24 protein-coding genes are annotated in these 21,315 nt (G+C 64.2%); 11 read left to right on the top strand and 13 right to left on the bottom strand.

The window, feature by feature from the left end; translation table 11 throughout:
* Positions 1 to 147: 147 nt before the first annotated feature.
* Complete coding sequence (locus AB7535_RS34350; RefSeq protein WP_354113822.1) at positions 148 to 1,161, bottom strand: 1-aminocyclopropane-1-carboxylate deaminase; 1,014 nt, start codon at positions 1,159 to 1,161, stop codon at positions 148 to 150.
* A gap of 163 nt (positions 1,162 to 1,324) precedes the next feature.
* Between AB7535_RS34350 and AB7535_RS34345 the strand changes: the two genes are divergently transcribed.
* From AB7535_RS34345 to AB7535_RS34335, 3 genes are all read left to right on the top strand, one after another.
* Positions 1,325 to 1,789, top strand: coding sequence for an Lrp/AsnC family transcriptional regulator (locus AB7535_RS34345; RefSeq protein ID WP_354113777.1), 465 nt, complete (start codon positions 1,325 to 1,327; stop codon positions 1,787 to 1,789).
* A 106-nt stretch (positions 1,790 to 1,895) separates the two neighbouring features.
* Positions 1,896 to 3,059: a PLP-dependent cysteine synthase family protein gene (locus AB7535_RS34340; protein WP_354265337.1), complete on the top strand. Its 1,164-nt coding sequence runs from the start codon at positions 1,896 to 1,898 to the stop codon at positions 3,057 to 3,059.
* Positions 3,060 to 3,168: 109 nt separating this feature from the next.
* Positions 3,169 to 3,729 (top strand): carboxymuconolactone decarboxylase family protein, encoded by a 561-nt coding sequence (locus tag AB7535_RS34335; RefSeq protein ID WP_028149518.1) that lies wholly within the window; start codon positions 3,169 to 3,171, stop codon positions 3,727 to 3,729.
* Positions 3,730 to 3,743: 14 nt separating this feature from the next.
* Here AB7535_RS34335 and AB7535_RS34330 read toward each other — a convergent pair whose 3' ends face one another.
* Positions 3,744 to 3,944, bottom strand: coding sequence for a diguanylate cyclase domain-containing protein (locus tag AB7535_RS34330; RefSeq protein ID WP_354113779.1), 201 nt, complete (start codon positions 3,942 to 3,944; stop codon positions 3,744 to 3,746).
* Complete coding sequence (locus AB7535_RS34325; RefSeq protein WP_354113780.1) at positions 3,944 to 4,240, bottom strand: hypothetical protein; 297 nt, start codon at positions 4,238 to 4,240, stop codon at positions 3,944 to 3,946. Before AB7535_RS34325 ends, AB7535_RS34330 begins: the two co-directional genes overlap by 1 nt.
* 181 nt (positions 4,241 to 4,421) lie before the next feature.
* Between AB7535_RS34325 and AB7535_RS34320 the strand changes: the two genes are divergently transcribed.
* The gene (locus AB7535_RS34320) at positions 4,422 to 4,670 is read left to right on the top strand and encodes a hypothetical protein (protein ID WP_063986016.1); all 249 of its coding nucleotides are present in this window, start codon (positions 4,422 to 4,424) and stop codon (positions 4,668 to 4,670) included.
* Between the two features lie 98 nt (positions 4,671 to 4,768).
* Here AB7535_RS34320 and AB7535_RS34315 read toward each other — a convergent pair whose 3' ends face one another.
* Positions 4,769 to 5,704, bottom strand: a complete 936-nt coding sequence (locus tag AB7535_RS34315; protein WP_354113781.1) for an alpha/beta hydrolase — start codon at positions 5,702 to 5,704, stop codon at positions 4,769 to 4,771.
* A 104-nt stretch (positions 5,705 to 5,808) separates the two neighbouring features.
* Between AB7535_RS34315 and AB7535_RS34310 the strand changes: the two genes are divergently transcribed.
* On the top strand, positions 5,809 to 6,696 hold the full coding sequence (locus tag AB7535_RS34310) for a branched-chain amino acid aminotransferase (RefSeq protein ID WP_028159599.1): 888 nt from the start codon (positions 5,809 to 5,811) through the stop codon (positions 6,694 to 6,696).
* A gap of 21 nt (positions 6,697 to 6,717) precedes the next feature.
* On the opposite strand, the gene AB7535_RS34305 is transcribed toward AB7535_RS34310, so the two are convergent.
* Both AB7535_RS34305 and phaR read right to left on the bottom strand, forming a co-directional pair.
* The gene (locus AB7535_RS34305; protein WP_354113782.1) at positions 6,718 to 7,335 is read right to left on the bottom strand and encodes a class I SAM-dependent methyltransferase; all 618 of its coding nucleotides are present in this window, start codon (positions 7,333 to 7,335) and stop codon (positions 6,718 to 6,720) included.
* A gap of 103 nt (positions 7,336 to 7,438) precedes the next feature.
* Complete coding sequence (gene phaR, locus AB7535_RS34300; RefSeq protein WP_071908507.1) at positions 7,439 to 8,038, bottom strand: polyhydroxyalkanoate synthesis repressor PhaR; 600 nt, start codon at positions 8,036 to 8,038, stop codon at positions 7,439 to 7,441.
* A gap of 304 nt (positions 8,039 to 8,342) precedes the next feature.
* On the opposite strand from phaR, the gene AB7535_RS34295 reads away from it, so the two are divergent.
* The 3 genes from AB7535_RS34295 (at position 8,343) to yddG (ending at position 11,463) form a co-directional block, all read left to right on the top strand.
* Entirely contained in the window at positions 8,343 to 9,521 is a 1,179-nt protein-coding gene (locus AB7535_RS34295) for an acetyl-CoA C-acetyltransferase (protein ID WP_166346296.1), read from the top strand.
* Between the two features lie 246 nt (positions 9,522 to 9,767).
* Entirely contained in the window at positions 9,768 to 10,493 is a 726-nt protein-coding gene (gene phbB, locus AB7535_RS34290) for an acetoacetyl-CoA reductase (RefSeq protein ID WP_028149509.1), read from the top strand.
* 100 nt (positions 10,494 to 10,593) lie between these two features.
* Positions 10,594 to 11,463: an aromatic amino acid exporter YddG gene (yddG, locus tag AB7535_RS34285; protein WP_354113823.1), complete on the top strand. Its 870-nt coding sequence runs from the start codon at positions 10,594 to 10,596 to the stop codon at positions 11,461 to 11,463.
* Between the two features lie 51 nt (positions 11,464 to 11,514).
* Here the strand turns inward: yddG and AB7535_RS34280 are convergent, their stop codons facing one another.
* Both AB7535_RS34280 and gloB read right to left on the bottom strand, forming a co-directional pair.
* Positions 11,515 to 11,937, bottom strand: coding sequence for a cupin domain-containing protein (locus AB7535_RS34280; protein ID WP_208083507.1), 423 nt, complete (start codon positions 11,935 to 11,937; stop codon positions 11,515 to 11,517).
* Between the two features lie 23 nt (positions 11,938 to 11,960).
* Positions 11,961 to 12,728: a hydroxyacylglutathione hydrolase gene (gene gloB / locus AB7535_RS34275; RefSeq protein ID WP_247314682.1), complete on the bottom strand. Its 768-nt coding sequence runs from the start codon at positions 12,726 to 12,728 to the stop codon at positions 11,961 to 11,963.
* A gap of 107 nt (positions 12,729 to 12,835) precedes the next feature.
* On the opposite strand from gloB, the gene AB7535_RS34270 reads away from it, so the two are divergent.
* Entirely contained in the window at positions 12,836 to 13,576 is a 741-nt protein-coding gene (locus AB7535_RS34270) for a class I SAM-dependent methyltransferase (protein ID WP_014490441.1), read from the top strand.
* Between the two features lie 58 nt (positions 13,577 to 13,634).
* Here AB7535_RS34270 and AB7535_RS34265 read toward each other — a convergent pair whose 3' ends face one another.
* The gene (locus tag AB7535_RS34265; RefSeq protein WP_354113784.1) at positions 13,635 to 14,429 is read right to left on the bottom strand and encodes a DUF4167 domain-containing protein; all 795 of its coding nucleotides are present in this window, start codon (positions 14,427 to 14,429) and stop codon (positions 13,635 to 13,637) included.
* 464 nt (positions 14,430 to 14,893) lie between these two features.
* On the bottom strand, positions 14,894 to 15,790 hold the full coding sequence (gene prmC / locus AB7535_RS34260) for a peptide chain release factor N(5)-glutamine methyltransferase (RefSeq protein WP_354113785.1): 897 nt from the start codon (positions 15,788 to 15,790) through the stop codon (positions 14,894 to 14,896).
* Positions 15,791 to 15,880: 90 nt separating this feature from the next.
* Here prmC and AB7535_RS34255 point away from each other — a divergent pair, with 90 nt between their 5' ends.
* Entirely contained in the window at positions 15,881 to 16,306 is a 426-nt protein-coding gene (locus tag AB7535_RS34255; RefSeq protein ID WP_166346284.1) for an HIT family protein, read from the top strand.
* A 135-nt stretch (positions 16,307 to 16,441) separates the two neighbouring features.
* Here AB7535_RS34255 and AB7535_RS34250 read toward each other — a convergent pair whose 3' ends face one another.
* Positions 16,442 to 17,383, bottom strand: a complete 942-nt coding sequence (locus AB7535_RS34250) for a DUF5996 family protein (protein WP_354113786.1) — start codon at positions 17,381 to 17,383, stop codon at positions 16,442 to 16,444.
* A 136-nt stretch (positions 17,384 to 17,519) separates the two neighbouring features.
* On the opposite strand from AB7535_RS34250, the gene AB7535_RS34245 reads away from it, so the two are divergent.
* Positions 17,520 to 18,680: an IS30 family transposase gene (locus AB7535_RS34245; RefSeq protein ID WP_439037442.1), complete on the top strand. Its 1,161-nt coding sequence runs from the start codon at positions 17,520 to 17,522 to the stop codon at positions 18,678 to 18,680.
* An 86-nt stretch (positions 18,681 to 18,766) separates the two neighbouring features.
* Here AB7535_RS34245 and AB7535_RS34240 read toward each other — a convergent pair whose 3' ends face one another.
* Entirely contained in the window at positions 18,767 to 19,465 is a 699-nt protein-coding gene (locus tag AB7535_RS34240; protein WP_071908500.1) for an ABC transporter ATP-binding protein, read from the bottom strand.
* The gene (locus AB7535_RS34235) at positions 19,462 to 21,306 is read right to left on the bottom strand and encodes a branched-chain amino acid ABC transporter ATP-binding protein/permease (RefSeq protein WP_354113787.1); all 1,845 of its coding nucleotides are present in this window, start codon (positions 21,304 to 21,306) and stop codon (positions 19,462 to 19,464) included. Before AB7535_RS34235 ends, AB7535_RS34240 begins: the two co-directional genes overlap by 4 nt.
* Between the last annotated feature and the right edge of the window lie 9 nt (positions 21,307 to 21,315).

Genomic DNA, 21,315 nt, shown 5'->3' with positions numbered 1-21,315 from the left:
AGATCCGGGATCCATACCGCGTGATTTATCTTGGGGCACACGGGGAGACGTTCTTCACCAAACATCTCCCTGGGGTTATGGGTCCCGGGTCTGCGCTTACGCTTGCCCGGGACGACAGCGAGTGGAGGCGCGAGGTACGGCGCAGCCTCAGCCGTTCCGGAACGCGTACCCATACCCGTTGAGCGCCGGCGCGCCGCCGAGATGGGCGTAGAGAATCTTTGCGCCCTTCTCGAAATGGCCCTTCTGGGTCAGGTCGATCAGGCCTTGCATCGATTTGCCCTCATAGACGGGGTCGGTGATCATCGCCTCTAACCGTGCGGTGAGGCGGATCGCTTCCTTGGTCTCTTCCGACGGCACGCCATAGGCCGGATAGGCGTAGTCCTCGATCAGCACGACGTCGTCTTCGACGATGTCCTTGCCGAGTTCAACGAGCTTGGCGGTGTTCTGCGCGATCGTGAGCACCTGCGCTTTCGTTTGCGCCGGCGTGAACGAGGCGTCGATGCCGATCACCTTTCGCGCGCGGCCGTCGGCGGCGAAGCCGACCAGCATGCCGGCATGGGTGGAGCCAGTGACGGTGCAGACCACGATGTAGTCGAACTTGAAGCCGAGCTCGGCTTCCTGCTTGCGCACTTCCTCGGCGAAGCCGACATAGCCGAGGCCGCCGAATTTGTGCACGGAGGCACCGGCGGGGATCGCGTAAGGCTTGCCGCCCGCCGCCTTCACCTCCTCGATCGCCTGCTCCCAGCTCTTGCGGATGCCGATGTCGAAGCCGTCGTCCACCAGGCGCACGTCGGCGCCCATGATGCGCGACAGCATGATGTTGCCGACGCGGTCATAGACGGCGTCCTCGTGCGGCACCCAGGCTTCCTGCACCAGGCGGCACTTCATGCCGATCTTGGCTGCGACCGCCGCGATCATGCGGGTGTGGTTGGACTGCACGCCGCCGATCGAGACGAGCGTGTCCGCGTTCGAGGCGATCGCGTCGGGGATGATGTATTCGAGCTTGCGCAGCTTGTTGCCGCCATAGGCGAGGCCGGAATTGCAGTCCTCGCGCTTGGCATAGATCTCGACATTGCCGCCGAGGTGCTTCGACAGCCGTTCCAGCTTCTCGATGGGCGTCGGGCCGAAGGTCAGCGGATAGCGCGGAAATTTGTCCAGCATCATTGGGTCATCCCGATTGGCGTTGAATTGGCTCAAGCGCCTAGCACCGCCGTGAGCAAATGTGCTTTCAAATATTGCGCAGAAACTATCGCAAATCTTGCAGTCCCGCGTCCAATAGCTCTACTTTCTTCCGAACTATAGCCAAATATAGAAAGCTCCTTCCATGTCCGCCCGACTCGATCGCACTGACCTTAAGATGTTGAGATTGCTGCAAAATAATGGCCGGCTGAGCAACGCCGAGCTGGCCGAAACCGTCGCCATCAGCCCCGCCACCTGCCATCGCCGCACCCAGCGCCTGTTCGAGGACGGCTTCATTGCCGCGGTCCGCGCCATGGTCGCGCCGAAGAAGGTGGCGAAGGGCACGCTGGTGATGGTCGGTGTCGTGCTCGACCGCTCGACCCCGGAGAGTTTTGCCACCTTCGAGCAGGCGATCACCCGGCTGAAATGCGTGCTCGACTGCCACCTCGTCGCCGGCGACTTCGACTATTTCCTCAAGATCCGCGTCGGCGACATGGAGGATTTCAACCGCATCCACGGCGAACAGCTGATCGCGCTGCCCGGCGTGCGCCAGACCCGCACCTTCTTCGTGATGAAGGAGGTCGTCGACAACGCACCGCTGGAGTTTTGAGCCATAGCGTTTTCCAGCGAAGTGGAAACCGGTTCGCGTCATAAAACGCGTCAAAACAAAATCCAGTGCACTTGATGCGCGATCCGCATCATGGGAGATTCGTTCGATGCAGACATTCCCGTTCCGCCATCTCAATCCGGCCGGGCCGGCCTATCGGCGCGGTTGGGTGGACGAGGCCGTCGCCGCGATCGAGGCCGACCAGTGCCGCACGGCCGACACGCATCTGATCCGGCTGATCGTGCCGGCGCTATCAGGCATCGACATCTATCTCAAGGATGAGTCCACGCATCCGACCGGCAGCCTGAAGCACCGCCTTGCGCGCTCGCTGTTCCTCTACGCGCTCTGCAACGGCCACATCCGCGAAGGCACGCCCGTGGTCGAGGCCTCGTCGGGATCGACGGCGGTGTCGGAAGCCTATTTCGCGCAGATGATCGGCGTGCCCTTCTACGCCGTGATGCCGCGCACGACCTCGGCGGAGAAGATAGCCGCGATCGAGCATTATGGCGGCAACTGCCATCTGATCGACGACGGCCGCGCGCTCTACGCGGAAGCCGCTGCGCTCGCTACCCGGCTGAACGGCCACTACATGGACCAGTTCACCTTTGCCGAGCGCGCCACCGACTGGCGCGGCAACAACAACATCGCCGAATCCATCTTCACGCAATTGCAGGGCGAGCCGCGTCCGATTCCCGACTGGATCGTCATGGGTGCGGGCACCGGCGGCACCTCGGCCACCATCGGACGGTACTTGCGCTATCGCCAGTATCCGACACGGCTGTGCGTCGCCGACGTCGAGCATTCCGCCTTCTTCGACTGCTTCCGCACGCAGGACCGCTCTCACGTTTGCGAACGCCCATCGCTGATCGAGGGCGTCGGCCGGCCGCGCTGCGAACCCTCCTTCGTCCCCGGCGTGGTCGACCGCATGATGAAGATCCCGGATGCGGCAACGATCGCGGCGATGAACGTGCTGTCGCGCCGGCTTCGCCGCGCGGTCGGCGGCTCCACCGGCACCAACTTCCTGGCACTGTGCCGCCTCGCCTCGGAGATGCGACAGGCGAACGTATCAGGGTCGCTGGTGACGCTGATCTGTGATTCCGGCGAGCGCTACCGGCAGACCTATTACGAGCCCGAATGGCTGAAGGGGCGCGGCCTCGATCCTGCGCCGATCGAGGCGGCCCTGTCGTCGTTCCTCACGACGGGCGAGCCACTGACGCTCGATGTCGACGACGTCGGAAATCCGCAGATCGCACCAAGCCCCGAGGCATCCTAGCCGACGTTTCCCTGCCACTTCCAAAATGGCACGATCGTCACGGCAACTTCACTTGCCTTGCACGCACACGCGGGTGAACTTCGCCTCTTCTCAACGAGGAGATCATGCCGTGCGCCTTCCCATTCTCGATCCGAAAGATCTGACCGACGAACAGAAGCCGCTCTATGACGACATGCGAGCCGGCATCAAGGACCACTTCAAGGGCTTCGTGAACATGCGCGACGACGGCGCGCTGCTGGGGCCGTGGAATCCCTGGATCCGCGAGCCGCGCTTCGGCAAGCCGGTGTGGGAGCTGGTCAAGGCAATCGCGTCGAACCCGCTGCTGCCGGCGCCGGTGCGCGAGGTCGCGATCCTCGTCACCGGCTCGCATTTCCGCTCCGGCTACGAGCTCTATGCTCATGTGCTCGTTGCCGAGCAGCGCGGCCTCTCCGACGAGAAGCTCGCGACCATCGTCGCGGGCCAGCGGCCGGTCGATCTCACCAAGCAGGAGGCCGTCGCCTACGACGTTGCGTCCGCGTTGGTCAGCGGCGGCGTGCTGCCGGAATTGACCTGGCGCGCCGCGGTGAAGGAGTTCGGCGAGCACGGCGCGGCCGAGCTGTCCTATCTCGTCGGCGTCTACTGCATGGTCTCGGTCACGCTCAACACGTTTGACGTGCCGGTGCCAGAGTAGACGCTGCTCGACGATCACTCCGCCGCCTTGCTTACAGGCGGCGGGGGCGCCCAGGCGATGCAGCGATTGCGGCCTTCGGCCTTGGCCTGGTAGAGCGCATGATCGGCCGCGCCCATCGGCGCGTCGATGCCGGACATGCTGACGGTGGCTGCCGCCATGCCGATGCTCATGGTGAGGCCGAACTGAACCTTGTCGGCAAAGACCTGCGCGCTCATCACGCGCTTGCGGACGCCGCCGGCAAACCGCTCGGCAGCGTCCTGCCTCTGCGTACCGCCAGCGCTTCGAATGCGGCCGACAATGATGTGTTGCCGAAGCCGAGCCCGAGCGTGACGGCGGGGATGGTCGCATAGATCGTGCGAAGATCGAGGTAGATGTTGGGGACATCGGGCTTTGCCGGCGCGTCGTCCTCATCGTCGGCAGCGTAGGCAGTGCCTGCCGAGATCGTCAGACAAAGCAGTCCCATCGCGACAGCGCGCGAAGCCTGGCGATGCGATGGGTTGTGATGGGACACGTGACAATCCGACGCGTGGCGATTTGATGACGGAACCGTTGTTGGATGGAACGTGATCGCTCGGGTGGTCAAGCGGTATCCGTAAGCGATGGACGGCACGGATGTGCGCGGCTACCCTGCCGTAATCGCACCGACACACGCGCCGGCCGGAGTGCGGGCCGGACATTGGAAGGACACAGCCATGAACACGTCACGCCGCATCCTGCTCACTGGTCTGGCGGGCCTCGCTGTCGCTCCGACCGCGGCGGCGGCTAGCGTACCGTCGGCCGAGCCTGGCGACGTGACGGTCGCCGAAGAGCGATTCGCGCGCACGATTGCCGCCGCCCATGCCCCTGACGTCAGCTGCGCACGGCAGGCCGAACGCTATGCGGATGCGCATTGGCTGGAATATGTCGTGGCGGCGCGGGCCGTGCTCGGCGCGCGCGCGTGATGCTTTCTTCCCTTCTCCCCTTGCGGGAGAAGGTGGCGCGAAGCGCCGCTACGCGGCGATCCACCCTCTCCCACAGGGGGAGAGGGTAAGAAAGCGCCTCATTTCTCCACCGCCCGCCGAACCTGTTCGCCGATCTGCGACAGCACGAGCTGCGCCTGCGGCAGGATCGCGCCCATGGCATGGAAATTGTGGACCATGCCATCATGGCAGACATGCTCGACCGCGACGCCCGCGGCGAGCAGCTTGCGCGCATAGGCATTGCCCTCATCGCGCATCGGATCGAATTCGGCGGTGTGGATGATCGCGGTCGGAAGGCCTGCAAGACGCGTCGCGCGCAAGGGCGAGATGCGGGGGTCGGCGGTGTCGATGCCATCGGGCAGATAATCGGCGAGATCGACTTCGATGGTGGCGCGATCGATCAGATGGCCTTCGGCGAATGCCTCGCGTGAAGGCGATGTCTCCTCGAAATCCAGCACCGGGCAGATCAGGCATTGCGCGACGATCGAGAGGCCGGCGGTCTGCATCGCTTCCTGGCACACGATCGCAGCGAGCGTGGCGCCGGCGGAATCACCGCCGACCACCAGCCGTTCGGCGTCGATGCCCAGCGACGAAGCTTGCCGCGCGACCCACTCCGTGGCCGCGATCGCATCAATGACGGCAGCAGGAAATTTGTGCTCAGGCGCGAGCCGGTAATCGACCGAGACGAGGCGACAGCCGGTTACATGCGCCAGCGCCGCCGCGATGCGGTCATGCGTCGCAATGCTGCCGGCCACGAGCCCGCCGCCATGAAAGAACACGAAGCCCGGCGCGCGGTCGCCGGCAGAAGCAGGCGAATAAAGGCGATAGGGCAGCTCTCCACCGGGACCCGGAAGCGTGCCGTCGGCGGTGGTCACATCCGGCGCATCAGTGCGCGCAAACTGCATCAGCTTGGCCAGCGACTGCCGCCGCGCCTCCACGCTCGGCCGGCTCCGCCCCTGCGGGGCGGCCGCAGCCATCATGGTCAACAAACGCCTTGCAAGCGGATCGAGCGGCATGGATCCTTCTCCCCTCGTCGGAGAGGGTAACGCACCATATCCCAGCAGGGAATCATTTAGACATTGGGACAATAGTGCCCGGATATTTCCAAGGGAGGCCGGTCATGGCCGAGATCAAGAAACCGATCGAATATTCGCCGAGCTGGACCTTCTTCGAGGGCAAATGGCACGACGGTAACGTGCCGATCATGGGCCCGCGCACGCATGCGGCCTGGCTCGGCTCGGTCGTGTTCGACGGTGCGCGCGCGTTCGAGGGCGTCGCGCCCGACCTCGACCGTCACGTGGCCCGCGCCAATCAGTCCGCGATCAATTTTGGCCTGAAGCCGGTGGTCGACACCGGCACCTGGCTTTCGCTCGCACACGAAGGCATCGCGCGCTTCGCCGCGAATGCCGAGCTGTACGTCCGTCCGATGTACTGGGCGCAGAACGGTTCGGGCGGCGGCGTGCTGTTCGACCCCGAGACGACCAATTGGTGCCTGTGCATCTACGAGGCGCCGATGCCGAAACCCGTCGGCAACGCCATCACGCTGTCGCCGTTCCGTAGGCCCACCGCCGAATGCGCGCCGGTCGAGGCCAAGGCCGCCTGTCTCTATCCGAACAATTCGCGGGCGCTCGCGGAAGCGGCCGGACGCGGCTTCCAGAACGCGCTGATGCTCGACATGCTCGGCAATGTCGCGGAGTTCGGCAATTCCAACGTGTTCATGGCCAAGGACGGCGTGGTCTACACGCCGGTCCCGAACGGCACGTTCCTGAACGGCATCACGCGCCAGCGCGTCATCAGCCTGCTGCGCGGCGACGGCGTTACCGTGGTCGAGAAGACGCTGCGCTATGCCGACTTCCTCGCTGCCGACGAGATTTTCTCGACCGGCAATTTCGCCAAGGTCGCCCCCGTCATCCGCATCGACGATCGCGAGCTGAAGCCGGGCCCGCTCTACACCAAAGCGCGGAAGCTCTATTGGGACTTTGCGCATGCGGTGAAGCTGGCGGCGTAGGGCGCCGCACTTTCCTTCGTCCTAGCCGCGTCGCTTAAACCGGCTGAACTGAAACGCCTGGGTCGACTTCCACGGCGTGTGATGCGTCTCGCTCCGCGTCTCGATCAGCTCGAACTCCGGCCCAAGCTCCGCTGCAAGACTCGCGCTGTCGTGCCGCTGCACCGGCAGGCCGCTGCATTTCTCCGGGCCATCAAGCGCAAATGTCGCGATGATGACGTGGCCGCCGTGCGTAATCGCCGACCGCAGGCGCTCGACGTAAGCGGCCCTGTCGCGCGGATCGGTCAGGAAGTGAAATGCCGCGCGATCGTGCCAGACGTTGTAGCTGCGCCCCGGCCGCCATGTCGTGGCGTCGGCAACGATCCAGTCGACTGCTGAAGCGGCCCGGCCGATTCGTTTCTTCGCCGCTTCAAGCGCGTTGGCGGAGAGATCCAGCACGGCGAGGTCGCGGTATCCGTCCCGCAGGAGAGCGTCCACCAGCCGCGAAGCACCGCCGCCGATGTCGATGATGGCGGCGCCATGGTCAGGACAGGCCGAGCGGATCATATCGAGCGAGATCGCCGGGCTGTCCTGAAACCAGCTTACCTCGGCCTCGCCCTTGGTGGCGTAGACGTTGTCCCAGTGGGTGCTGCGGTCGGACATGGCGGCTCCGGCCTGGCCGGGACAACAGCGCGCAAGTCGCGCTGCTATGAACCGGCGGCCCGCGCGCCCGCCGCAGGTGGACGCGCCGGCGCGAACGAAATCCCTACTCGTCCTTCTTCGACATCCGCTCGAGGCGTTCCTGCATGTCCTTCATCTGCTGACGCAGGTCGTCGATGTTGCTGGTGTCCGTCGGCGCCGCAGCGCTTGCGTCGGCCTCCGGTTCGGGGCTGGTCGCCGGACGGCCCGCGTTGGGGGCAAACGGCTTGAACATCGAGAAGGTCTGCTGGAACAGCTCCATGTTGCGGCGGACCTGTTCTTCCAACGGAGCAAAAGGAGTGCCGGAGAGCGAGTTGGCGATCTGCTTGCGGAACTTCTCCTGCTCCTGGGTCAGCGTCGCGATCGACTGCTCCAGATATTTCGGCACCACCATCTGCATGCTGTCGCCGTAGAAGCGGATGAGCTGGCGCAGGAAGGTGGTCGGCAGCAGGTTCTGGCCGGCCTTGTTCTCCTGCTCGAAGATGATCTGGGCGAGCACGGAGCGGGTGATGTCGTCGCCGGTCTTGGCGTCGTAGACTAGGAAATCCTCTCCGTCCTTGACCATGGCGGCGAGGTCTTCGAGCGTCACGTAGGTGCTCGTTCCGGTGTTATAGAGCCGGCGGTTCGCGTATTTCTTGATGGTGGTGGGTTGGTCTGATTTCGCCATGGGCTCTCACTTGCAAGCGCGGAGAACGGGAACCCGGCGGATAATGCCGCAGGGCGGGAAGAGTACGCAACGCAACAAAATAAGCATTTTCAAAGGGGTCACGCTACCGTTTTGTGCGCCACGGTTAATCGGGCAGCAAAAACGTGCTTGCGAAAGCGCCAAGAACGCTATTTTGAATGCGTTGCGGCATGAATTCGGTCGCCGGCCGATTGACATGCCTCAACGACGTTAACAGGATGCCATTCGAGACTGGCGAGCCGTTTCCCCAGCCCCGCCTGCCCCCTTTCAACACCAGGAGATGCCCATGTCAGACGATGTCGTCATCGTCAGCGCCGCCCGCACCCCGGTCGGAAGCTTCAACGGAGCGTTCGCGACCCTTCCCGCCCATGACCTCGGCGCCATCGCCATCAAGGCCGCGCTGGAGCGTGGTGGCATCGAGCCCGGCCGGGTCTCCGAAGTCATCATGGGGCAGATCCTGACCGCGGCTCAGGGCCAGAACCCGGCCCGCCAGGCCTCGATTGCCGCCGGCATTCCGGTGGAGAGCCCGGCCTGGGGCGTCAACCAGCTTTGCGGCTCGGGCCTGCGCACCGTCGCGCTCGGCTACCAGGCGCTGCTCAACGGCGATTCCGAGATCGTGGTCGCCGGCGGCCAGGAATCCATGAGCATGGCTCCGCACGCCCAGTATCTGCGCGGCGGCGTCAAGATGGGCCCGGTCGAGTTCGTCGACACCATGATCAAGGACGGCCTGTGGGATGCCTTCAACGGCTATCACATGGGGAATACGGCCGAGAACGTCGCGCGCCAATGGCAGATTACCCGCGCCCAGCAGGACGAGTTCGCGGTCCACTCGCAGCAGAAGGCCGAGGCGGCGCAGAAGGCCGGCAAGTTCAACGACGAGATCGTTCCCGTCACCATCAAGACCCGCAAGGGCGACATCGTCGTCAGCGCCGACGAATATCCGCGTCATGGCGCAACACTCGACGGGATGGCGAAGCTCAAGCCCGCCTTCGAGAAGGAAGGCACGGTCACCGCGGGTTCGGCCTCCGGCATCAATGACGGCGCCGCTGCCGTTGTGCTGATGACGGCGAAGCAGGCCGCCAAGGAAGGCAAGAAGCCGCTTGCGCGCATCGTGTCCTGGGCGCAAGCCGGCGTCGATCCGAAGATCATGGGCTCGGGCCCGATCCCGGCCTCGCGCGCCGCGCTGAAGAAGGCCGGCTGGAGCGTCGGCGATCTCGACCTGATCGAGGCCAACGAGGCCTTCGCGGCGCAGGCCTGCGCCGTCAACAAGGATCTCGGCTGGGACACCTCGAAGGTCAACGTCAATGGCGGTGCGATCGCGATCGGCCATCCGGTCGGCGCTTCCGGCGCACGCGTGCTGGTGACGCTGCTGCACGAGATGCAGAAGCGCGATTCGAAGAAGGGCCTCGCCACGCTGTGCATCGGCGGCGGCATGGGTATCGCGATGTGCCTGGCGCGCGACTGAAGCTGACATCTAACTTACGTGTCACTTGCGCGTGCGCTGCACACATAGATGAGTGCATCGCACGCGACTAAAAAGGCGGCGGTTGCAAATCAAATATTCTTCGCAACAGCGCCAGCCTCGACTAAATACAAACGCCCGGCTCGACGCCGGGCGTTTTGTTCTTGATGTCCGCCAAACCAACCGCATAATCCGCATCTAAAACGATCACTCAGAAACGTCCGCAGAGTCCAAGGGAAGGAATACGATATGGCACGTGTTGCACTGGTGACGGGTGGTACGCGGGGCATCGGAGCTGCGATCAGCAAGGCGCTGAAAGCGGCCGGCTACAAGGTCGCGGCGAGCTATGCCGGCAATGATGCGGCGGCGGAGAAGTTCAAGGCCGAGACCGGCATCGCCGTCTACAAATGGGACGTCAGCAATTTCGATGCCTGCGCCGAAGGCGTGAAGAAGGTCGAGGCCGAGCTCGGCCCCGTCGACGTGCTCGTCAACAACGCCGGCATCACCCGGGACACCGCCTTCCACAAGATGACGCTCGAGCAGTGGAACGCCGTCATCAACACCAATCTCGGCTCGCTGTTCAACATGACGCGCCAGGTCATCGAGGGCATGCGCGCGCGCAAGTTCGGCCGCGTCATCTCGATCTCGTCGATCAACGGCCAGAAGGGGCAATTCGGCCAGGTCAACTATTCCGCAGCAAAGGCCGGCGACATCGGCTTCACCAAGGCGCTCGCGATCGAGAACGCCAAGGGCGGCATCACCGTCAACGCGATCGCACCGGGCTACATCAACACCGAGATGGTGCAGGCGGTGCCGAAGGACGTGCTGGAAAAGAACGTGATCCCGCAGATCCCGGTCAATCGTCTCGGCGAACCCGAGGAGATCGCGCGCGCCGTGGTGTTCCTCGCCGCCGACGAGGCCGGCTTCATCACCGGCTCGACGCTGACCATCAATGGCGGCCAGTATCACGCCTGATAGGGCGTCAAGCCTGTAGATTCAGGCGCGACAAGGCGATAGTGAAGACGAAATGCCCGGCCTCGTGCCGGGCATCATCGTCCTCAGGGCCTTTCGATTGATGACCCCGCGCACAGCCACACTGATCGGATTGACCGCGATCCTGATGTGGTCGCTGCTTTCCGTGATGACGGTGGCGACCGGAAAGATTCCGGCGTTCCAGCTCGCCGCCATGACGTTCGCGATCGGCGGTCTCGTTGGCCTCCTCACCTGGGTCGGCCGCGGCGATGCGGCGAGGAGCTTGCGTCAGCCGCTGGTCGTATGGGTCGTCGGCGTCGGTGGCCTGTTCGGCTATCACGCACTGTATTTCCTGGCGCTGCGCTTTGCCCCGCCGGCCGAAGCCGGTCTTTTGAACTACATGTGGCCGCTCCTGATCGTGCTGTTCTCGTCGTTCCTGCCGGGCGAGCGGCTTGCCGTGCATCACATCATTGGTGCCGTGCTCGGCCTCGTCGGCACCGTGCTGCTGTTCGCCGGGAGCACCTCCGGCTTCGCACCGGGCCAGCTGCCGGGATTGATCGCGGCGTTCATCGCGGCGTTCGTCTGGGCGACCTATTCGGTGCTGTCGCGGCGATTGAAAGCGGTGCCGACCGATGCGGTCGCGGGCTTCTGCCTAGCCACCGCGGTGCTCGCCGCGCTGATGCATGGTCTGCTTGAAACCACGGTGTGGCCGGAGACGACGCTGCAATGGCTCTCCGTGGCCGCCCTCGGCATCGGTCCCGTCGGCGCCGCGTTCTACGCCTGGGACATCGGCATGAAGCGCGGCGACATCCGCGTGCTCGGCGCCGCATCCTATGCGACGCCGCTGCTCTCGACCGGATTCCTCATCGCCGCCGGTTTTGCAAAAGCCAGCGCCAACATCGCTCTCGCCGCGATTCTGATCGCCGGCGGCGGCCTGATCGCGGCGAAGGATATGGTGCTGCGGAAGCGGTGACCGTCGTTCTCGGGTTCGCCGCCATGCGGCGCCAGGGAATGACAGTGCGCCTTACGGCTCCCAGCCCTTCGGCGCGAGCTCGAATTTTGCGAACTCGAATGCGGGCGCCACGCTGCAGCCGACCAGCGTCCACTCTCCCATGCTCTCCGCCATCTGCCAGGCATTCGCCGGCACGATTCCCTGCGGCCGTTCGCCGCTCACAAGATCCGTGCCGAGCCGCACCTCGTGTTGCGAGCAGCCTTCATGCGCGATGCGCAGCGTCAGCGGGCTGCCGGCGTAGTAGTGCCAGATCTCCACGGCGTCGATGCGATGCCAGTGCGAGCGTTCGCCGCGCGCGAGGAGGAAATAAATGAGGGTCGAGCGCGACCGGCCGTTGGTATCAGTGGTCTGGTCACGAAACGTCTCGCGGTAGTGACCGCCTTCGGGATGCGGTCGGAGTTCGAGGCGTGCGATGATCTCGGCTGCGGTCGGCATCGATCCCCGTCAGGATTTCTTCTTCAGGATTTGTTCTTGCGCTCGCGCAGTTCGCCAAACACCGCGGCAGCGTCCGCGCCCTTCATGTGTAGCCTGGTTGCGACCGACGGTTCATCAGCACGCAGGAACACGTTTGCTCGCTTCTCGTCACCAAGTAGTGAAGGAATGGTCGGCTTGTTCTCGGCCCGCAGCTTCGCCACCTCCGCCGCGCGTGCCTGGAGCGCCACATTGTCGGGGTCGATGGTGAGTGCGAACTTGACGTTGGACGCGGTGTATTCGTGCCCGCAATAGAGCTTGAAGTCGTCAGGCAGCGCCCGCAGCTTCAGGAGCGAGTCCCACATCATCGGGTAGTCGCCTTCGAACACGCGGCCGCAGCCGATCGAGAACAGCGTGTCGGCCGCGAACAGCGTCTTCTCGTTGTCGAACACGTAGGAGATGTGGTCGAGCGTGTGGCCCGGCGTCTCCAGTACGCGCCCCAGCAAGCTGCCGACCTTGACGATGTCGGCATTAGCGACGCGCAGGTCGACGTTGGCGATCTTCGTCGTCTTGTCATGCGGCGCGACGACGCGGCAATTGTATTTCTGCTTGAGTTCGGCGACCCCGCCGACATGATCGCCATGATGATGGGTGATCAGGATGTCGGTGAGCTGCCAGCCCTCGCGCTCAAGCGCCTTCAGGATGGGGCCGGCCTCCGGCGCGTCGATCGACGCCGTCGCCTTGGTTTCCACATCGTGGATCAGATAACCGAAATTGTCGTTTAAACAGGTGAAAGTACGAATTTCGGCGGCCATGTCATCTCCATCGCGCTCAGCCCCGCAGACAAATATGGCGTTAACGTTGCGCAGGCAATGCAATATTCCGGGCGCGGGAGCCGCCTCGTGCATGTTACATTGCCGTCATGACCATTGATGTCGTCGACCTCCGCGAGTTCTACTCCCGTCGCCTCGGGATTGTGGCGCGGCAAATGATCAATCGCGGCATCAGGGAGCGCTGGCCGACCGCCGCGGGCCAGCGTGTGCTCGGCATCGGCTATCCCACCCCCTATCTCGGCCTGTTCCGCGAGGACGCGGAGCGCTGCATCGCCTTCATGCCGTCGGCGCAGGGCGTCTTGAAATGGCCGACGGGCCGGCCGGCGCTGGCCTCGCTGGTCGATGAATTCTCGCTGCCGCTTCCTGACGCCGCGGTCGACCGGATCCTGCTGATTCATGCGCTGGAGATGTCGGACGACCCGGCCGCGCTCTTGCGCGAGGTGTGGCGGGTGCTGTCGCCCTCCGGCCGTGTGATCGCGGTGATCCCGAACCGGCGCGGGGTATGGACCCGCACCGACAGCACACCGTTCGGTCACGGCCGGCCCTATTCGCGCTCGCAGATCACCGACCTGTTGCGCCAGACCTGGTTCACGCCGACCGCCTGGGGCGAGGCGCTGTTCATGCCGCCCTATGCCGGCGGCTGGGTGCTGAAATCGGCGCAGGTGTGGGAGCGTGCGGGCGCGGCGCTGTCGTTGCCCTTTGCCGGCGTGCACATTGTCGAGGCGACCAAGCAGGTCTATCGCGCGATCCCCGCCAAGCGCGAGCGCGCGCGGCTGATTCCCTCGTTGAAGCCGGTGCTGGTGCCGTCCTCGACGGTGACGCGCACTTGAAAACAAATCGTCCCGGCGCGAGGCCGGGACGATTGCAGATCAGAACATCGGAAAAAGCTTACTCGCCGGAGGCGACTTCGTCGCTGGAGCCGGCCGGAGCCGCCTCGCGCTCGGGGCGCGGGCCATGCGGCCGGCGGCGCCGCCGCGGAAAGCGTTCGCCGCCACCGCCGCCTTCCACGCCACCAGGACCGCCATTCGCGGCACTATTCACTTGCGGCTGTGCGCCGGTGATGAAGGAGGGCAGGCGATCGACGCTGCCCGTGTCGGCAACGACGGGCTGCGGCTGGTTCAGCGGCAGCGGCTGCGGCTGATATTGCGGCGGCGCACGATGGTCGCGTTCGCGATGTTCGCGGGGCTGCTGGTTGTCGCGCTGATAGGGCTGCTGGCCGTCACGCGGCTGATGATCACGCTGGTGATCGCGCTGGCCGTCGCGGTCGCGCATGAAGGGCTGTTGCTGCTGCGGCGGCTGCGGGACGAAGCCCGGCTCCTGGCCGAAATTCGAGAAATTCTCGCCGTCGTCCTCGCTGTCGTCGCTGCTGTTGCTGACGGGCTCGTCGCCGCGCGGCTGCTGGTTCTGGCGGAACTGTTCCTGGGCTGCCGCGATCAGGCGGAAATAATGCTCGGCGTGCTGGTAGTAGTTCTCGGCGGCGACCGGGTCGCCGGAAGAGCGCGCATCGCGCGCGAGCTGAAGATATTTTTCGGCGATGTGCGAAGCCGTGCCGCGGATCTTGATGTCGGGTCCGTTCGATTCGTAAACCCGGGTCATCGGGTTCTGGCCGCGCCGGTTGTTGTTGTTGTTATTATTATTGTTATTGCGGTTGCGCATCCGCTGCTTGTTCTGACCGTTTCTCATGTCCTGCCTTTAATTCCAGCCCTAAAGGTTGCACGCGTTACTGATTGCTCGGAGTGACCTGATGACAGCGGTTCACATCTCTCGTGCGCACCGCGCGCAAGAGCGGCTTGAACCCTGCCGATGTCCGTCGACCGTCGCGTTCAACAAAGACGCGTTCCCCACCCGCCAGCATCCATTGCCAGCGAACCCATTCATATCGCCTGCCGAAACAAGCCCAGCTTTGTTGCGTAAGTCTTCAAGCGCAATATCAGGCTTTCGTTCACTTTGCGGTCGGAGAGCAGCGCAGCTCCAATGGCCATCGCGCTCAACAGGACCTGCGGCTTGGAACCTTTAAATCAGTAAAGCTCTCGCCCGAGAGCCCGGCTTTTGCCCGTAGGTCTACGGGGCCGGCACCGATGTGTTGACCGGAACGTAGTCGTTCCCAAGGGATATTCCAAGAGGTTTTTTGCAACCCAATCCGGCTTTTATGGGGGCATTTTTCGGGCCGAAACCGCCCGCGGGATGCCCGCCAAATCGGCCTTGGGCGGCCTGTCCACAGACAACGCGGCAGCCGTCATCAAGGTTTCAATATCGCGGGCCTGCCCTTGCCCCGCCTCGACGATCAACGCCCCGCCGGGGGCGAGCCGCTCGGCCGCCTGCGGGATCAGGGCGCGGTAGGCGTCATAGCCGTCATTGCCGCCGTCGAGCGCCAGATGCGGATCGTGCTCGCGCACGTCGAGGCTCAGTTTCGGAATTTCCCCTGAGGGAATATAGGGCGGATTCGACACGATGAGATCGAACGGGCCGCGCAGCGCCGCCGCATAGGAGCAAGCGACGAAGCCGGAACGGCCGGCGAGGCCCAGTGCTGCGGCATTGCTCCGCGCGGTGTCGAGCGCGGAGAGGCTGAGATCGGTTCCGACACCGAAGGCATCGGGAATTTCGTGCAGCAGCGCGAGCAGGATCGCGCCGGATCCGGTGCCGATATCAGCGATTCGCGGGCGCGGCCCCGATATCGTGGCCTCCCGAAAGATCTCCAGTGCCAGTTCGACGACGGTCTCGGTGTCCGGCCGCGGTACCAGCGTCGCTTCGGACAGTTGGAACGGCAGGCCCCAGAATTCGCGCGCGCCGAGAATGCGGGCGACCGGCTCATGCGCGAGCCGGCGCTGCGCATAGGCTTCGAGCCGCGCTGCCTCGTCGGGCGTGAGCTGCCGCGCCGCCTGCGTGACGATGCCGGTCAAATCAAGCCTCAGCGCGGCTCCGACGAGCAGGCGCGCGTCGAGGGCGGGCTCTTCGATGCCGGCCGATTGCAGCCGTGCCGCAAGCGCGCGCCGCGCACTCTCGATGCTGTGTCCGGAATCGAAACCTGTCGCCAATGGAGCCATCCTGCCTGGTATCGTGGATAGATCGGCGGCATTGCTTGCGTCAACGGAAAGGAGCGCGTCTGATCGCACCTCGCAGCGAGCGAGGGGTTCATGACGGCTTACGACGATCAGAACGTCTTCGCAAAGATCCTGCGCGGCGAGATTCCCTGCTTCGAGGTTTTCAGGGACGACCGCAGCCTCGCCTTCCTCGACATCATGCCGCGCTCGCCTGGACACACGCTGGTCATTCCCCGGGCGCCGGCGCGTGGCATCCTCGACATCGCGGATGACGATCTCGCCGCGGTCGCCCGAACCGGCAAGCGCATCGCGATTGCGGCGATGAAGGCGTTCGACGCCGAGGGTATCATCCTGCAGCAGTTCAGCGAACCGGCGAGCGGGCAGGTGGTCTTCCACCTGCACATGCACGTCATGCCGGTCAGGGCCGGAATCGAGCTGCTGCCGGCGCAGACGCGCAAGGAAGACATGGCCGTGCTCGCCGATCACGCCAAGCGGATGATTGCGGCACTTGGCAGTTGATCGAGATAGCGCTGCAGCAAGACCGTAGGACGGGTAGAGCTGTTGCGAAACCCATCATCGAGACAAACTCGAAATCGACTGGCGCAGCTTCGCTCCACCGAAACTGCGAGCCAGCGATCTTTCATCGAACCATCATCAGTTCCTGTTCAGCGGGCGGGGTCGAAGGGGAGAGCCAATCGGACATTCGAGCGCGGCACGATCCCAGCGTCCGACATCAGCTGCTGCCTGATAGGTGGTTTGCAGAAACGCCATGAGCGTGGCCTCTGGCTCGCTGGATTTTCGCACAAGGTCGTAGGGCAGGAGATATTCGCCAAGCTTCCGATCGAAGTATGCGCCCGCCGGCATGACCTGTCCGTCAGCAAAGCCATTCGGGGTGGGGTAGGCATAGGAGTAGAAGGCCGCAAAGTCTGTACCACCTCCGCCCGGCCAAAAGCCGGCGGACGAGACCTCATCGCTATAGGCCTCGCGTGTCACGACGTCCGGCAAACCCGGGACGCCACCCGGGTGAAGCGGAGCGGAACGCCCAGAGAAGCGCGTCACCGCGAGATCGAAGCTGCCCCAGAAGAGATGGACCGGACTGACCTTCCCGGTGAATCCCGTCCGAAACCGATAAAACACTCCGTTGATCGCGACGAGGGCGCGGAAGAACCGCGTCACGGCGTCTGCGTCATAGGGCCTGATTTGGCGGTCCTCCGTGAACGGGATCGGATCCGGGACCTCACTGGGCCGACCGTCAAATTCTGGTGTTCCGCCGAGATGTTCTACCAAATCACAGAACCGGGCGTGAAATTCGGCGACGGACATTCGCCCGAGCGGCATTTCCGCCCTGCGCCCATCAGCTGCTTCTCCGATCAGGACGTGACGGGAGAGATCGAAGACGATCTCGATACCTGATGCGTCTGGAATCAGCGAAGTCGTGAGCCCGCGTGCATTCACGTAAAAGGTCGCGTGCCAGGAATGGTTGACCCATGGCGTTCTCGCGAGCCGATACTTGCCGACAATCTGGCAATACAGATGAAGCGCGGAACAGGTTTCGCGCCATGCCTCGAAGGGAATCTCCGGCCAGATCGCGCTCATAGCGTCTCCTCCCTCAGGTTCGGTTCGGCTTGGCAAGACCTCACCTCGGCTAAAGGCGACCCTGTGTCCGCTTTGGGCGGTGGGCTCAATTGGTCAGCGCGACACTCTAATCTTTTAGCACAGATGGAGTGTGGACATGAAACGGCGAAGTCGCATTTATTACTCGGCAGCCCAGCGATCCGAAATCTGGGATCGCTGGCAGGCCGGCGAGCCGATGAGCTCGATCGGACGCCGATTTGACCGGAAGTCCTCGTCGGTCTTCTCAGTGATCTCGCCGACCGGCGGAATTCGTCCTCTAGATAGGCACCGTGCCAAACAGGCGCTCAGCCTGGCCGAACGAGAGGAGATCTCTCGATGGCTCAGCATGCGCTGCTCGTTGCGGTCGATCGCGCGCCACTTGGGACGATCTCCATCAACCATCAGCCGTGAAGTCCAGCGCAATGGCGGGCCAGAGCGCTATCGGGCTGCGGGGTCCGATCAGGCCGCGTGGGATCGGGCGCGGCGCCCCAAGCTTTGCAAGCTGGCTTGCCGTCCGTTCTTGAGGCGGACAGTATCGACCTTGCTTCAGCGGCAATGGTCACCGGAGCAAATTGCCGGCTGGCTCAAGCGCACCTATCCGGGGGAACCTCAAAAGCAGGTGTCACACGAGACGATCTATCGCAGCCTGTTCATTCAGGCGCGCGGCGTGCTGAAAAAGGAGCTTCTTGAGCACCTGAGGGCGAGGCGCACGGTCCGCCGATCGAGGCACGCCAGCATGAAACGAAACGGGCTCGGCCAGATCAAGAATGCCGTCTCCATCAGCGAGCGGCCGCCGTCAGTTGAAGATCGTGCGGTGCCCGGCCATTGGGAGGGCGATCTGATCGGCGGTTCGGGGAATAGTTATGTCGCAACGCTTGTCGAGCGCCATTCGCGCTACGTGATGCTGGTCAAGGTTGCGAACAAGGATACCGAAAGCGTTGTCTCGGCACTGATCAAGCAATCGCAGCGATTGCCCAGCGAACTTTACCGGTCGCTGACCTGGGACAGAGGCAAGGAGCTCGCAGACCATCAACGGCTGACATTGGCCACCGAAGTCGAGGTCTACTTTTGTGATCCTCGATCTCCCTGGCAGCGCGGGTCAAGCGAAAACACCAACAGATTACTGCGCCAATATCTTCCGCGCGGCACCGATCTGTCCTTGCACAGCCAGGCCAAGCTCAGTGCCATCGCAAGGCAGCTCAATGAAAGGCCGAGAAAGACCTTGCTCTATCAGACGCCGGCTGAGAAGTTCGCAGAATGTGTTGCAGCGGTCGGTTGAACTCGCCGCCCAAGGCGACATTCCGGGGGCGAGGCCGCATGCTGCGCCCTCGAAAGCAGATATCCCGGAGTTTAGGGGGACTCGACCTAGACGCCAAGGTATCGCTGCAGCAGCTCCGGCTGGGCCTTGAGCTCCTGCGCCGGCCCCTCGTGCACGATGTGGCCGTTGTTGATGATGTAGATCCGCGTCGCCAGCGCCAGCGTCGCCGCCAGATTCTGCTCGACCAGCACGATGGTCTGGCCGGCGGCCGCGAGCTCGCGGCAGGCCTTGACCAGATCGTGGACGATGACGGGCGCGAGCCCCTCGAACGGCTCGTCCAGCAGCACGATCTTGGGATCGCGCACCAGCGCCCGGGCGATCGCGAGCATCTGCTGTTCGCCGCCGGAGAGCTCGGTGCCGCGGTTGTTGCGCCGCTCCTTCAGCCGCGGAAACATCTCGTAGACGCGCTCGAGCGGCCAGCGCTTCGGTGCGGTGATCCCGGCGAGAACGATGTTCTCCTCCACCGACAAGCTGCCGAAGATCCGGCGCTCCTCGTGCACGAGCTGCATGCCGGCCTGCGCGATCCTGTGGCTCTTGCGTCCGGCGATATCGATGCCGTCGAACTTCACGCTGCCGCTGCGGGGCGTCACGACGCCCATCAGGCTCTTGAGCGTCGTGCTCTTGCCGGCGCCGTTCCGCCCGAGCAGCGCCACCACCTCGTGCCGCTCGACGCGCATGGCGACGTCGAACAGGATGTGGGAGTCCCCGTAATAGCTGTTCAGGCCATTGACCTCGATCAGGCTCATGCGGCGATCTCTCCGTGAACGCCGCCGAGATAGGCTTCCTGCACTGCGGCGTTGGTCCTGATTTCCTCCGGTGTGCCGTCCAGCAGCACCTTGCCCTCCTGGAGCACTGTCACGCGCTCGACCAGCTCGAACAGCGAATCCATGTCGTGGTCGATGATGATCATGGTGCGCCCGCGCGCGATCGATTTGAGCAGCTTGACGGTCTCGACCCGCTCGCGCGGGCTCATGCCCGCGAGCGGCTCGTCGAGCAGCAACAGGCGCGGCGAGGTGGCGAGCGCAAGCCCGATCTCCAGCCGGCGCTTCTCGCCATAGGCGAGCTCGGATACCGGCGTGTCGGCGCGGCGGGTCAAATTGACCAGCGCAAGCGTGTGCGCCACCTGCTCCGTCAGGCCCTTCACGCCCGAGAGCTTGCGGAACAGGTCGAGCCGGAATTTTCCGCGCAGCTCGGCGAGTGCTGCGATCGTCAGGTTCTGCCGCACCGTGAGGCCCGTGAAGAGCTGGTTGACCTGGTAGCTCTTGGTGAGCCCGAGCTGGCAGACCTCGGTGACCTTCAGTCCCGTGATGTCGCGGCCCTCGAACACGATCCGGCCGGAGGTCGGCGCGATCTCGCAGGTCAGCATCTTGAAGAAGGTCGATTTGCCGGCGCCGTTGGGGCCGATGATGCCGCGCAACTCGCCCTGATTGACGCTGAAATCGATGTCGCTGTTGGCGACGAGACCGCCATAGCGCTTGGTCAGGCCGGTGGCTTTCAGGATCGGCCCGGAATAGGCGGGATGCGCGACCTCCTTGGCCTGCATCGGCGCCGGCGGAGCTTGCTGTGGCGTCTCGATCTCGGCCTCCTCCTCCGTCTCCGCAGCCTTCCGCGCTCGCTTGCCGGACGCGAGGCCGTAGAGATCGACGAGGCCGCCCACAATGCCGCCGCGCAGGAAGCAGACCAGCACCACGAACACGACGCCCAGCACCAGCTTCCAGGCCGCTCCGAGGCCCAGCGCGGACTGGAGGAAATCCTGAAGGAAGAGCCAGACTGTTGCGCCGACCAGCGGTCCGAACAACGTACCCCTGCCGCCGATGGCAGTCTGCATCACGAGCTGGCCCGAGGTGTCGAAGGTGAAGGCATCGGGCGGCATGAAGGCCTGCAATACGCCGAGCAGGCCGCCGGCGAAGCCCGCATAGGCCGCAGCGATTACGAAGGCGGTCAACTTGTAGCCGTGGATGTTGTGGCCGACGGCGGTGGCGCGCAGCGGATTGTCGCGGATCGCGCTCAGAATCGCGCCAACAGGCGAGCGGACGATCCTGAGCGCGATGATGACGCCGATGAAGTAGCACAGCGCGATGAACTGATAGAGCGACCAGCCATTGGTGAAGTGGATGGTGGTAAAGCCGAGATTGAAGCTCGGCGTCGGCACGCCCGGCAGGCCGTTCTCGCCGCCGGTGAAATCCGAGAGCGGATTGAACTCGACGAAGAAGAACACCTCCGCGATCGCCACGGTGATCATGGCGAAATAGATGCCGGTGCGGCGCAGCGCGATCAGGCCGATCAGGTAGCCGGTCGCGGCCGCCGCGACCATGCCGATGATCAGTGCGCCCAGCACGTTGCCGAAACCCGCGCGGGTCAGGAGGTAGGCCGCGACAAAGCCGCCGGTGCCGTAGAAGGCGGACTGGCCGAACGACAGCAGGCCGGTGAATCCGAACAGGATGTCGAAGCCGAGACCGAACAGGCCCCAGACCAGGATCCGGTTCACGGTGTTCGGGGCGAAGCCGAGATGAGGCAGCACGAACGGGGCTGCGATCAAACCGATCGCGGTCAGGCTCTCGATCAGGAACGGGCGTTGCTTGAGCATCAGGAAATC

The sequence above is a fragment of the Bradyrhizobium sp. 956_D2_N1_4 genome, assembly GCF_052076025.1.
Classification (GTDB): Bacteria; Pseudomonadota; Alphaproteobacteria; order Rhizobiales; family Xanthobacteraceae; genus Bradyrhizobium; species Bradyrhizobium barranii.
This window is presented reverse-complemented; position numbering and strand designations above follow the sequence as displayed.